General features: G+C 41.3%; 13 protein-coding genes. 12 read left to right on the forward strand and 1 reads right to left on the reverse strand.

All coding sequences use genetic code 11. From position 1 onward, the window contains the following. Positions 1–43: 43 nt before the first annotated feature. The 11 genes from CL181_RS11745 (at position 44) to CL181_RS11795 (ending at position 11,468) form a co-directional block, all read left to right on the forward strand. The gene (locus CL181_RS11745) at positions 44–1,291 is read left to right on the forward strand and encodes an MFS transporter (RefSeq protein ID WP_217993164.1); all 1,248 of its coding nucleotides are present in this window, start codon (positions 44–46) and stop codon (positions 1,289–1,291) included. 123 nt (positions 1,292–1,414) lie between these two features. Then, positions 1,415–2,593 (forward strand): MFS transporter, encoded by a 1,179-nt coding sequence (locus tag CL181_RS11750; RefSeq protein ID WP_097299500.1) that lies wholly within the window; start codon positions 1,415–1,417, stop codon positions 2,591–2,593. Positions 2,594–2,703: 110 nt separating this feature from the next. Further along, entirely contained in the window at positions 2,704–3,510 is an 807-nt protein-coding gene (locus tag CL181_RS11755) for an acyl-CoA dehydratase activase (RefSeq protein WP_097299501.1), read from the forward strand. 2 nt (positions 3,511–3,512) lie between these two features. Further along, positions 3,513–4,700, forward strand: coding sequence for a 2-hydroxyacyl-CoA dehydratase subunit D (locus CL181_RS11760; RefSeq protein ID WP_097299502.1), 1,188 nt, complete (start codon positions 3,513–3,515; stop codon positions 4,698–4,700). Positions 4,701–4,703: 3 nt separating this feature from the next. Beyond that, positions 4,704–5,540: an ABC transporter ATP-binding protein gene (locus tag CL181_RS11765; protein ID WP_097299503.1), complete on the forward strand. Its 837-nt coding sequence runs from the start codon at positions 4,704–4,706 to the stop codon at positions 5,538–5,540. Positions 5,541–5,586: 46 nt separating this feature from the next. Next, entirely contained in the window at positions 5,587–6,387 is an 801-nt protein-coding gene (locus CL181_RS11770) for an ABC transporter permease (protein ID WP_097299504.1), read from the forward strand. A gap of 40 nt (positions 6,388–6,427) precedes the next feature. After that, positions 6,428–7,831 carry a 2-hydroxyacyl-CoA dehydratase subunit D gene (locus CL181_RS11775; protein ID WP_097299505.1) on the forward strand — a complete coding sequence of 468 codons (1,404 nt, stop codon included), beginning with the start codon at positions 6,428–6,430 and terminating at the stop codon, positions 7,829–7,831. A gap of 9 nt (positions 7,832–7,840) precedes the next feature. Further along, complete coding sequence (locus CL181_RS11780) at positions 7,841–8,863, forward strand: aliphatic sulfonate ABC transporter substrate-binding protein (protein ID WP_097299506.1); 1,023 nt, start codon at positions 7,841–7,843, stop codon at positions 8,861–8,863. Positions 8,864–8,885: 22 nt separating this feature from the next. Next, the gene (locus CL181_RS21555; RefSeq protein WP_097299539.1) at positions 8,886–9,017 is read left to right on the forward strand and encodes a sulfurtransferase TusA family protein; all 132 of its coding nucleotides are present in this window, start codon (positions 8,886–8,888) and stop codon (positions 9,015–9,017) included. Positions 9,018–9,062: 45 nt separating this feature from the next. Continuing rightward, positions 9,063–10,508, forward strand: coding sequence for an ATP-binding protein (locus tag CL181_RS11790; protein WP_097299540.1), 1,446 nt, complete (start codon positions 9,063–9,065; stop codon positions 10,506–10,508). A 105-nt stretch (positions 10,509–10,613) separates the two neighbouring features. Beyond that, positions 10,614–11,468, forward strand: a complete 855-nt coding sequence (locus tag CL181_RS11795) for a hypothetical protein (RefSeq protein ID WP_097299507.1) — start codon at positions 10,614–10,616, stop codon at positions 11,466–11,468. A 171-nt stretch (positions 11,469–11,639) separates the two neighbouring features. Here CL181_RS11795 and CL181_RS11800 read toward each other — a convergent pair whose 3' ends face one another. After that, entirely contained in the window at positions 11,640–12,173 is a 534-nt protein-coding gene (locus CL181_RS11800; protein WP_097299508.1) for a J domain-containing protein, read from the reverse strand. Between the two features lie 317 nt (positions 12,174–12,490). Here CL181_RS11800 and CL181_RS11805 point away from each other — a divergent pair, with 317 nt between their 5' ends. Beyond that, entirely contained in the window at positions 12,491–12,841 is a 351-nt protein-coding gene (locus CL181_RS11805; protein ID WP_097299509.1) for a hypothetical protein, read from the forward strand. Positions 12,842–12,873 lie beyond the last annotated feature (32 nt).

The raw sequence follows: 12,873 nt of genomic DNA on the forward strand, positions 1-12,873 counted from the left end.
TAAGATGCAGCCTGATAGCCCAAACATTTACAGGAGTAATAAATTGAAGCTCTCGATCCCGGAACCCGATGAACCACAAGCACCGACGTCCACTGACTGCAGATTGATGTACTATATCTCTCTTTTGGGTTTTTTTGCGATCTTTTCAACCACTATCTCGAAAAACCCGGTGCTACCCCTCTTTATGCAATCGATCGGGTCAAGCGATGCAGTGATCGGCCTGATTTCCGCCATCTCGCCATTTGCCGGCATCCTGTTCAGCTTTCCGGTGGGTGTTCTCTCGGACCGTCTCGGAAGGCGGCGCCTGCTTATCACTGCGGGGGCGATATTCCTGGTCGCTCCGCTGCTATACCTGTTCATTGAAGCGCCCCTCTGGATGATCCCTGTCCGGTTCTTTCATGGTACTGCGACTGCGATCCTGGGGCCTGTCATCTCTGCTATCATTGTTGAACGCTTCTTTGACAAAAAAGGAGAGATGCTCGGTAAGTATGCATCCTCAACCCTGATCGGCCGGACATTTGCGCCCATTGCTGGCGGCATGATCCTTTCATTCTTTGCTGCGTACCCTGGTATTTTTCGGTTCAGGATGGTCTATGTTGCTGCCGCGCTGGCTGCATTTCCTGTCTTTGTGATGACCCTGTTCTACAGGGAAAGAAATGACCGACCACTGAAAGTTATCACCCTGTCGATATTCAGGAAGAGCTTTGTTGATTTCTTTTCCCACCGCAGGCTTCGTGCTATCGCTCTTGTCGATATGGCGACCTATTTTGCATTCGGAACATTCGAAACATTCCTGCCGCTATTCCTCGCATCCAGGGCTGTTGATCCGTACCATATCGGCATCATTTTTGCGGTGCAGGTGTTACTGATCGCGACCACAAAACCAGTATTCGGCTGGATCGCTGATCGCATTGATAAGCGCCTGCAGATATGCACGGGTCTCCTCCTGTCAGGGATATCGATTGGAGCCATTTCTCTCTCTTCATCCTTCCCCCAATTCATCGCGATCAGTATCGGGACAGGCCTTGGCATTTCACTGTCCACAGTAGCTACAAGCGCGTATGTCGCCGATATTGCCAGAAGGGAAGAGATCGGCGCATCCATGGGAGCCCTTTCATCAACAATGGATATCGGGCACTCGATGGGCCCGCTGGTGACCGGTATGATCATTACCGTAGCAGGGTTCACAGCCGGCTTTTTTGCGAGTTTTGTGCTTGCGCTGGTAATAACGGGTGTGTTCGTGTGGTCAGCAAAAGGTGGAAGAACTGTATTATCTTCAGGAGTTGGTTAAGTTGGATTTTATCCCATCGGTATCGATACAGGAACCTTGCCTCAAATGTTCGTTTTTCCGAATAAATAAAACAATTCTTGCTGATTTCTATAGGGATATATATTTTCTTTTCAGAGTTTGGCCATGAAATTTCTTGAGCGAAATGAACTTCTCTTCAATTTTATGCTTGTGAACATCAGCTCAGGGATTGCCGTTGGCATGATGAATTTTATCATTCCGGTGTATGCTCTCAGTCTCAATGCAACGTCTGCTGAAATCGGCCTGATAAAAGGATTTACAGGGATCGGGGATTTACTTATAGTTCTACCTGCTGGGTTTCTCATAGATTATTTTGGCTCAAAAAAGATGTATTCTGTAAGTTGTATATTCGGATCTTTGATAATAATTTCCATTTCATTTGCAACAAATGCCAGTTTTCTCCTGCTAATAATGTTATTCTATGGCATATCGAAAACTATCAGGACAACTTCAAATAATGCTGATTTTTTTAAACATATGAACACTATTGGAGCCAGTAAAGCCGGCTATTTTAAGGGTTCAATAACCATAGGATCGGCATTGATCGGTCCATTAATCGGAGGAATAGCGATTTTAGCCATGGGTTATACAAGCTATTTTGTATTAACAAGTGCATTCTTGCTTTTACCGCTTGTTATCATATCCTCCCGCCTGTACCGCGAAAATACTTCGCAGGTAAAACCAAAAATTTTTAGCTTCATTGATACTTCAAACCACTATAAGTCTCTTACAAAAAACAGGCTTCTTGTTAGCGCAACTATAAAAAATGGTTTGAACTCCGCATTTTTCATGACCTTTACAACCTTTATAATCGTGCTGGCGATCAAAGACCTGGGTTTATCTCCGGGCATAGCTGCAGCGCTTATCTCTATAAAAGGGGTGTCCACATTGTTTGTTGTATTCTTCGGGGGGACATACCTTCAGAAAAACAATAATGGTTTATATTTATTTGCTTACATTACAACTATCTTTTCACTTCTTCTTTTAGGAATTGGAACTGATTCTATTGCGCTGGCTGTAGCCTCTTTGATAAATGGCGTAGGCACCGGTCTTATAACCCTGATCAATTTTACAGAAGTTGGAAATATTGATGGAGAAAAAGGTAAGATAGCGGGTTTTTTTTCTTTTGGTAATGCCTTGGGCTCTATAACAGGACCTACACTTGCCGGAATGATAGGGGATTCTTTTGGTGTCCATACGATTTTCCTTGCTTTTATAGTGCCATTTGGCATGCTGGCGATCTATACTTTCGTGGAAAACAAGAAACACAAGAAACAGAATTGAATGGGAAATTATTGCCGCAACCATGCAGAATCCGGAATAAAATAGGCGACAGTTGCTGATTTCTAAAGTGTATTATAAGAACAGGGATTAGAGTGTTATCAGGAGGATATATGACAACAAAATCAGATAACATACCAAAATTTGCCGGAGTAGATGTAGGCTCGCTGACGACCAAATCAGTGATCATATCAAATGGTTCGATAGCTGGCTATGGGCTGATTCCAACAGGAATAGATACGGAAGAGAATGGACGGCTCGCTCTCCGGAAAGCGCTGGAGTCAGCAAACCTCAAACGTGAAGACCTGAAATATATCGTCGCAACAGGTTATGGGAGGATCTCAGCGCCATATGCAAACAAGACTGTGACAGAGATAACCTGTCATGCCAGAGGCGCATATTACCTGCATCCGACCACAAGAACAATTATCGACATGGGCGGGCAGGATTGCAAAGCAATACGCCTGGATAAGGATGGAAATGTCGTGGATTTTGCCATGAACGATAAATGCGCAGCAGGTACAGGCCGGTTCCTTGAAGTGATGGCTAATGTTTTCAAGGTCAAGCTTAATGATCTTGGTTCTTTAGCGCTGCGGGCAAAAGAAATCGTTCCTATGAGCAGCACATGCACCGTATTTGCCGAATCAGAAACTGTTTCCCTCCTGGCCAGGGGAGAAAAACCAGAGAATATCCTCAAAGGAATACACCATGCTATTGCGAACAGGGTATCAGGCATGTTTTCGCGCGTTGGCGTCGAAAGTGATGTCTTCTTCTCAGGCGGGGTTGCAAAAAATATAGGGATGAGATCTGCACTTGAAGAAGTGCTAAAAGCCAAAATAGTGGCACCGGAATATGATCCTCAGTTAGTCGGAGCGCTTGGGGCAGCAGTACTTGCAAGAAACTACAGCGGAAAGGTATAACAATGGTATTGGAAACGTTAGAAAAAATAAATCAGGCTGTAAAGGAAAGACCCCGGGAGCTTGTAAAAGCAAGAGAAAAAGGAGCTAAAGTCGCCGGCTGGTTCAACTACAATATCCCTGAAGAGATCATTTACGCACTGGGATTGATCCCGATCAGGCTGGGAACAGGTGGAGACGACAGGTTAGTTGAAATTGGCGCAAGATACATCTCAACAAAAAATTGTGTTTATACAAGAGAACTTGTAGGGCTTTTTGCCCGGAATCAAGACCCATATATTATAAATTCGGATATAGTCGCAGTAGACGCAACCTGCCTGCAAACATACCGTGTGGCAGAAGTTATAAAACATTATTTTAAGGTGAATACGCTGATACTTGGAGTACCAAAGCATTTCTCTGAGCCCGAAGGACAGGAATATTTCAGGAAAGAACTGCAATCGTTCACACGGAAATTGGAAGTATTTGCAGGAACTGAGCTTAATTCGAACAAGCTATCAGAATCCATCAAGCTCTATAATGACATCAGAAAATCCCTGAAACAATTATACAAATACCAGGCAATAGAACACCAGCCCATAAAATGGCGCGAGGTTTTCGATATAGTACATGCAGGATTTTACCTCGACAGGGAAAAGTATCTTTCATTGTTGCAGGAACTGCTGACTGAACTGAAAGAAAAACATGGTGAACCCGTAATTGGAAACCTGAATGGAGATGCCCGTATCCTGATATCAGGAAGCATAATTCCACCGGGAGATACAAAATTGATAAATATCATAGAGCAGGTTGGGGGAAGAATAGTGGGCGATGATCTATGGTCAGGTCTTAATCCTTCACTTGATGTAAATATCAGGGAAGCATCTATAAAAGGGATAGCAGGTGCGTATATTAACCGCGTTCCTCATGCTGCACTTCCCTTTCTGGACCTGGAAACAGACAGGCGGCTCAAAAACCTGAAGCAGCTTATCAGGGACCACAGGGCACAGGGGGTATTATATCACACATTGCGCTACTGCGACGCATTCTCCTTCAAAGCCGGAGAAACAAAGAATGTACTGAAAGTAGAAGGTGTGCCTCTGCTTGAGATACACACGGAGTATGCAGGCTCTGACGTTGAAGCTATAAGAACCCGGGCTGAGGCTTTTGTCGAGCTGATAAGAAATAAAAATATTCTTGAGAATGAGGCTTGACCTGTGGAAAAAATAAAAGCCGAAGGTCTGAAAAAAAAATTCAAACTTAAGGATGGCCAGAAGGTTAATAAAAATGGCTCGATAACAAACGAAGTCGAGGTATTAAACGGTGTTGACCTGAGTATTATAAAGGGAGAGTTCCTCACTGTGGTCGGGCCAAGCGGATGTGGAAAGTCCGTTCTTCTTGATATCATAGGCGGACTCACGAACCCTACGAGCGGAAATGTCTACCTGGATAACAAACCGATAGTCGGGCCCAGTTTCAAAACAGGTTATGTGTTCCAGCAGTATGCGCTTTTTCCATGGAGAAATGCCCTTTCAAATATAGAATTCGGACTTGAAACACACGGTATTCAAAAAGAGGAAAGAGAAAAAATTGCACGTAAGCTGTTATCCAAATTCGGTCTTTCGGACTTTGAGGACAGGTTCCCCTATCAACTTTCCGGAGGTATGCAGCAAAGAGTTGCAATCGCAAGATCTCTTGCCACCAATCCGGATGTATTGTTGATGGACGAACCATTTGCAGCTTTAGATGCCCAGACGCGGGAAATTCTCCAGAACGAGCTTCTAAGGATCTGGGAAGGGACAGATACAACTGTTATTTTTGTAACTCATAGCATCGATGAAGCAGTATTCCTTGCAGACCGGGTAGCTGTTATGACTGCAAGGCCGGGTGTTGTTAAACAGTTAATAGACATCGATCTTGAAAGACCAAGGAACGGAAACATAAGATCGAGCAACGAATTTGCCCGGAACCGGCATAAAGTCTGGGATGCGCTTAAAGATGAAGTGTTAAAAGCACAGAAAGACTGGGAACTGGCATCTGTGTACGCAAGGTAGCAAGGTAGCAAAGTAGCAAGGCAGGATCAAAAATCAGGAGTTAATTATGTCAGGAGAAATATTCAGTAATTTGAAAGACAAAGTGATCGGACGGTCGCATGGTCTGATACTTGTTTTTTTGTTTTTTATAGCATGGGAGATATTACCAAGGAGCGGAATAGTTAGTTCCGTATTCTTCCCTCCATTTTCCGATACGGTCATTGCCCTAAAAAATTTAGCTTTGTCCGGAGAGTTGTTTTTCCATCTCAAAGCAAGTATGGAAAGATCCCTGATAGGATTCGGATTAGCCGCTATTGTTGCGATCCCGCTGGGATTCGTTATGGGATGGTACACGCGTTTTGAGAAGTATACGGATTTGCTCATGCAGAGCTTAAGAAATACGTCGCAATTTGCCCTTCTTCCACTGTTTATTCTATTGCTTGGAATTGGTGAGGTATCAAAAATTGCAATGGTATTTTATGCAGCAGTCTGGTTCATGCTGGTTAACACAATAAGCGGAGTAAAAAACGTAGATCCTCTCTATATTAAGGCTGCTAAATCATTCGGGATATCGAATTATTATTTGTTCAAGAAAGTTATACTTCCCGGATCTTTTCCGTCTATAATCGCCGGTGCAAGGCTGTCAGCAAAATCTGCTGTAATGGTAGTGATAGCCGCCGAGATGCTGGCTGCCAGATCAGGATTAGGATATTTTATCCAGGATTCCCAATTAATGTTTCGCATCCCGGAGATGTATGCAGGAATATTAACACTTTCAATAATTGGTGTTTCAATGAATTATATTCTTATCTGGATCGAAAAGAGGGCAACATACTGGAAAGGGGATCTTGATTCTGCAATATTATAAAAAATACTAAGAATTACTTAAAAATTGAACAGGTGGAACAATGAATGAATTAAATAATAAAGAGAAAATATTTGCATATCCTGAGGAAATAAAAGAGCGATTTATTGAAACAAAAGGATTGGATTTCAGGGATGGAACTCATGTTTCATCCGCAGAGATCTGGAATTTTATGACACTTGAAGCTCCAGGAAGATTTCCCCATGCGTTCAGTATGAGCAGATACCATAATAGCCAGCTGTCAAAAGATGTAGAATTCTTCAGCGGGATAAAAAGGGGATATCTTTCCCTTACACTGCGGGATCGTCTTTTAAAAGCACATAATGAGGGTACACCTATCATACATGTCCAGGGAGGACAAACAGTTGATCCTTATTTTGCTGCGGGCGGGATACCCATTGTACCAGGACCACTTCGGGGCTGGGCAAGGGATATGCAGGAAGGACTGAGTTTACGGGAAGCTGGCAACAGGGTGATGAAAATCCTTGAAGGCGGGAGAAAAGCGGTTTCAATCGATGCCTGCAATAATCCGATAGCTGCCATAGAAGCAATCCACCAGGAAATAGTGCCTGTTGACCTGATAGCGCCATATCTTTGCCTGCGCTGCTCTGATATAGGTTATGCGATCGAATCTTACAGAAGCGGTAAACACAAAGTCCCCGTATATCTCCTGGATTATCCGATCAGCCAGGATAAAGATTGGACTGTAAAATATCTTGCAGCAAGAATTCATGGATTGATAAAAAAGATTGGCGAAATAAAAGGCAGTGAAGCAAGCGATGAAGACCTGAAAAAAGAGATTAAGCTTGAAAATAAAGGACGGCGACTGGCGCGTGAAACTGTTGAACTTTCATGGTCAGCTTCCACTCCTCCGATGAATAGTGTGGAGACTTCAAGTACTATCACTCTTGGCAGGTTTGACCGCGGCGATTCTCTTGCTGCAACACAGGTCCTGGAAGAAGCGAATCATGAGGTCAGGGAAAGAGTGAAACATTCGGTAAAAGCAGATGGGGTGGCTGATGATCCTGTCAGGATATTTTCATGCGGTTCTTGTTTTGGTCTTCGCGGTGATTTTCTTGAAGATAAAGGCGGTATACATGTAGGAACTGACGATCACTTAAGCAAAATATATGCTGATGTTGATGAGACCGGAGATCCATATGAGAATCTGGCCAGGAGTGTGCTTTCATATCACTACGAACAGCCTACTGAAATTCGCGCCCGGTGGGTAGTTGAATTGGTTAAACAATCCAGGGCAGATGGTGTTATTTGCGGAAATAACTGGGGATGCAGCTTCCAATCAGGGATTTCCAGGATGATCGCCGACATCGTAAAAGAAGAAACCGGTGTTCCAACGATCAACCTCGAAGTTGCTGAACTGGGACAATTAGAATCTGTAGAGCAGACCCAGAATCGTATAGAATCATTTATTGAAATGCTTAGTTAGGAGAAAAATATGGTCAACAAATCACTATTAGTCATCGGAATCGTGCTGATAGCAGCTGTGGCAGGAATTATCATTGCAGCAAATAATTCACAGGGAACTGAAGAGAAGATTTCTGTAATCCGTATCGGAAGCACTGCTCCCGGTCATGCCAAATTTATAATATTTGAACAAAAAGGATGGATGGCTGATGAATTTAAAAAAGACGGGATAAAAGTGGAATTTTATCCATTCACAGGCGGAGGTTCCGAAGCCATGACCGCTTTAGCAAGCGGAAGTCTTGATTTTGCTTATACGGGCAGCAACCCCGCATTACGTACAGCGGCGGCTGGTGCAGATATTAAATTAATAGCCATATCCTCATTTAATCCTCTTACGAGTACAGCTATAGTAGTCAGGAACGACTCAAAAATAAGGTCGATCAGTGATCTGAAAGGCAAGAAGGTAGCATACCTGAAAGGGACTGTACGCCATGCAGCTATCGTAAAATCATTAAAGAAAGAAAATATGTCCATTGCAGATATCGAATCGTTCAATCTTAACTTCCAGGCATCAGGTCCGGCATTGATAAGGGGCGATATTGATGCCCTGGTCGAGAGTGAAACTACGGTTTATCCGCTTGTTTCAACAGGAGAAGCAAGAATCATTATAAGCGGAAAAGATAATCCGGAATGGTCATCGCCAAGTGCCATTACTGTCCGGGGGGATTTTGCAAAGAAACATCCGGATCTTGTTAAAAGACTGTTAAAAGTCGATCTGGAAACCGCACAATGGTCAGATGAACATTTTGATGAGGCGATTACGATCTATGCCACTGCAAGAAAAGATAAAGAGGAAGCAGTTAGAGAACAATTCCCTGCTAATACATTCTATGTGAATCCGGAACTTATAGATAAAGCGGTCCGGAGTTTTAAAGACGAAGAGGAATTCATGAATGATAATAATCTGCTGGATGGAAAAGTGAATTGGGACTCATGGGTGGATCAGAGCTTCTTAGATTCGGTATTGAAAGAAAAAGGATCAAATAAAAAATAAATTTGAGTGAGCTGAAAGCGAGATACTTGAAGTTATAGCCAGTGATCCTGAAGCATGGCAGAATATAGATGTATGGCTGACCAAATCCGGTGATGAGTTCCTGGATGTCGAGTCAAAAGAAGGATCATATCATATCTTTGTAAAGAAAGGATGATCATTCCGAAAGGTATAAATAATTCGGATATAGACTATAATGATTATGCTCCGAAAATTTATTGACCGCGATGAAGAGAGAGCTTATTTGAACAGGGAATATCTATCGGAGAGTTTCTCTTTTTCAGTGATCTATGGCCGTCGCCGTGTAGGCAAGACTGAGTTGATCAGTAATTTCCTGAAAGATAAACCCAACATCTACTTTCTGGCTGATAAACGAGGAACAAAACCGAATCTTTTCAGGTTAAGAAAAAAAGCTGCTGAATTTTTTAATGATTTTGAGCCAAATCTTGAAACCTTTGATGAAGTTTTCGAATATATAAAAACAAAATGGAACAAAAGACAAAAACTGGTAATAGTTATTGATGAGTTCTCATATCTTGCTCAAATGGATGATTCCATCCCTTCGGTATTCCAGTTGATAGTGGATGAGATACTAAAAGCTGGTTTATTTCACCTCATCCTGTGCGGTTCATCTGTATCAATGATGGAGAAAAGCACGCTGTCCCATTCAAGTCCGCTATACGGAAGAAGAACCGGTCAGATGCAGGTAAAACCTATCCTGTTCAGGCATATTAGGAAATTTTTCCCTGAACAGCCGCTTCATGAAATAGTGAACATATATGGTGCAGCCGGAGGCGTTCCCTTTTACCTGTTATTCTTTGACCCAAACAAATCATATTATGAGAATTTACAGAATGTATTTTTCGCAAAGGAGGCTGTAATGTATGCAGAAGGCGAATTTTTACTGCGGGAAGAACTGAAAGAGCCTGCGACGTTCATGAATATCCTTTATGCAATATCAAAAGGAGCAGCAAGACCTGGAGAAATTGCCTCCAAATCTTATCTGGAAGCAAAAGACCTGCCGTATTATCTGGACACAATAATAAAACTCGGATTTGTGAGAAAAGAACATCCTGTACTTGAGAAACCCACAACAAAAAAGACCATCTACAGGATTGAAGACAACTTTTTGAGATTCTGGTTCCGCTATGTCTTATCGCACAGGGATGAAATTGAACAGGGAGATAAAAAACCGGCAATCGATGATGTGAAAAATAGCTTTAATGCCTATCTTGGAGAGACGTTTGAGCAAATCGGTAAGGAGATGTTAATTTCTCTCAACTCCCAGGAAAAATTACCGTTCAGGTTCCAGAAACTTGGCAGGGAATGGGGCAAAATCCCGATGGTTCCGAAGGGACAGAATGAGTACGAGATCGACCTTGTGGCTGTTAATGATGACACATTGGAGATTCTATTCTGTGAATGCAAATGGGAGAATAACAAAGTCGATATAGATGTTTATTTCAAACTTGTTAAAAAAGCGGGTTATGTGAAGTGGCATCACGACAGGAAGGAATATTTTGCGCTGATCAGCAAATCGGGATTTACTGACAGGATGAAAAAGGAGGCGGAAATGAAGGGAGTGCTGTTATTTACACTTGAGGATTATATGCCAGTTAAAAAAAGAGCAAAAAGTAAGAAAATATAAGACAATTTGCCTCAATCCTTCTTTTTTCGAAATCAATATACTAAAAACCGCCTTTTTACACAGATTAAATACCCTTGCCCTCGCAACTGTATATGGTGATTCAAAATGAATCTAAATCAAATTATCGAAGAAAAGAGGGATATTTTCAAGACAGGAGAGCTGTTTGAGAAACTCCTGGTAAGTGCAGAGGAATCGAATAAATTATACAGGTCATGGATTATAGATTTAGAAGAGAATTCGAGGGTGACACGAGAAGCACTCAATGGAGAACCGGATCCTGCAAAATATAAAGAAGTCTATGATCTATGGATCAAGTCGTATGGAAAAATATTCGACGAGCTTCTAACACTGCCGTTGCGGCAAAATATAAAAGAGATTTTCGAAAACCTCACAGGCACACCGGATTTTTATTTAGATATCCTTGTCCGGATATCAAAACAATGGAAAGATTCGTTTACGTTGATTTACGCTCCGTGGATTGAATCCATACCAGAACTTTCTGCGAAATCAGCACAGATCTCGCGGGGGAATGCGAGTCCTGAAGCTTATAAGGAATTTTACGCATTATGGCTGAATACATTTCAGGAGTCCTATGGCGGGTTGTTTGATATCAAGTCAGCGAAGCCTTCAAAAGAAATATTTGAGGGTTTCGTGCAAAGCGCAAACACTAATCTGAACCTCTATAATTCATGGATAGCGACCCTTGAAAAACTGTCACTGAAAGCCAGGGAACTATCAAAACAAACTGCTGATACGGAGACAAAAAAAGAATATTATAATCTCTGGGCAAAAACGTATGAAAAGGCAATTGACAACTTCTTTGATAACACGCCAGCGGTCAGCCCGTTCAAAGAGATTCTGGAACCTGTAAAGAATGCAGCCAAAATATACGCTGACACATTTACCAGCATATCTAACATATGGGGTAAATCGTATTCTGAAAGTGCAGTCGCAGTTTAAGATTGGAAAAATCCAATCTTATTACAAGCTTTAATTTTGTTTTCACGAATGTATAAGGCAGACTTCATCTCTTAAATCCGGCTTAGAGCCTATCTGAAAAGTATTGTAACTTTTACAATAGCTATTAATTGAAATTGAAAGAATTTTCAATACCTTGAAGTCTGAGGAGATCTAGGTCAATTCTCTCTTCAGTGTCTTATGTGCAATATTTAGCTTTTTGAATCTCTCAGCGTCTCCAGCTGGCATATCCGGGTGCAATTCTTTTGCCATCGCCTTGTATTTTTTATTAATGACCTCAAAATCGGTCTCATCATGTTCACAGCCAAAAAACTCTCGCGCTTCTTTGCGCTTATTATCAACATCCGAATCCTCTTTGAACTCTGAAATAAAATCGTGAAGTGATTTTGTCTCAGAAATGACAAGATTTGCTTCAATCTCAATTACTTTGAATAGAACATGAAGATTTTCTACATATTTACTTTGCAGGTTATGACTGTAATGCATTCGATAGCCTGATAGGTACCAGGTTGCGGAAGCTCTGGCTTTTTTTATTGCTACCCTTTCAAGAGGGATATCAATGTCATTTTCGTTAACACCGATCCTTCTTAAAACCGTAACAATATTATTCTTAAATTGCATAGCTCTTCGATTACTGGCGTCCTTGACAATTATTGAACCAATTTCGTGTCCTTTTATTTTTACCATTTAATTCACTCATTTTCGTTTTCCAATTTTATTACTGTCAATATTCAATCTTAAAGTAAAAAAGATAGGACGTGAAATGTGACTCCCAAGCACATTTCACTTCTGCCGGAAGTGGCATTTACTAATAATCGGACATTCATATTTAAACCTCTTAAATAGGCTATTTTATGCAGAAATCCTCCAATTCTGTAACATAGAAGGGAAAAATTGCCTTATACTTTATAAAATATTATTCGTAATTATAGCGGTAAATTGTGCTAAAATACAAAATTATTTAGATGCTCAGTATATATAACACAAAAAAATGTGAGTATAATATGTTCACAATAAAAACGCTTATCCAACTTATTACAATATTATTGGCAATCACAGGAATTTATCTTGCTGTTCATATAACCAACATTTTACGATCGCGAATAGATCTAAAAACATTGGGCGCTAAAGCCTTTCTTAATGATTCGTTCTTCAGGGATATCTGGATATTGCTTTCCTTTGGATGTCTCCTATTTCTCCTGAATGCAATAATACAAATGAAAGATATCCTGGGATCAACATTAGATGAAAGTAATATTTACTTAATGCAAAATCTGATTGTGCTCGGTTTAATGACATGCAGTGTTGTATCACAATACAAATGGTATCAACTTGTAAAACTAAAAAAAAATTAAAAACCATATCGGGAAAGGAAATTTACATATCA

The sequence above is a fragment of the Candidatus Methanoperedens sp. BLZ2 genome (assembly GCF_002487355.1).
Lineage (GTDB): Archaea > Halobacteriota > Methanosarcinia > Methanosarcinales > Methanoperedenaceae > Methanoperedens.

Excerpts from the sequence above, each read along its gene's own strand:
- CL181_RS11750 (WP_097299500.1), top strand. The coding sequence starts at position 1,415 with ATGAAATTTCTTGAGCGAAATGAACTTCTCTTCAATTTTATGCTTGTG.
- CL181_RS11755 (WP_097299501.1), top strand. The coding sequence starts at position 2,704 with ATGACAACAAAATCAGATAACATACCAAAATTTGCCGGAGTAGATGTA.
- CL181_RS11760 (WP_097299502.1), top strand. The coding sequence starts at position 3,513 with ATGGTATTGGAAACGTTAGAAAAAATAAATCAGGCTGTAAAGGAAAGA.
- CL181_RS11770 (WP_097299504.1), top strand. The coding sequence starts at position 5,587 with ATGTCAGGAGAAATATTCAGTAATTTGAAAGACAAAGTGATCGGACGG.
- CL181_RS11775 (WP_097299505.1), top strand. The coding sequence starts at position 6,428 with ATGAATGAATTAAATAATAAAGAGAAAATATTTGCATATCCTGAGGAA.
- CL181_RS11780 (WP_097299506.1), top strand. The coding sequence starts at position 7,841 with ATGGTCAACAAATCACTATTAGTCATCGGAATCGTGCTGATAGCAGCT.
- CL181_RS11790 (WP_097299540.1), top strand. The coding sequence starts at position 9,063 with ATGCTCCGAAAATTTATTGACCGCGATGAAGAGAGAGCTTATTTGAAC.
- CL181_RS11795 (WP_097299507.1), top strand. The coding sequence starts at position 10,614 with ATGAATCTAAATCAAATTATCGAAGAAAAGAGGGATATTTTCAAGACA.
- CL181_RS11800 (WP_097299508.1), bottom strand. The coding sequence starts at position 12,173 with ATGGTAAAAATAAAAGGACACGAAATTGGTTCAATAATTGTCAAGGAC.
- CL181_RS11805 (WP_097299509.1), top strand. The coding sequence starts at position 12,491 with ATGTTCACAATAAAAACGCTTATCCAACTTATTACAATATTATTGGCA.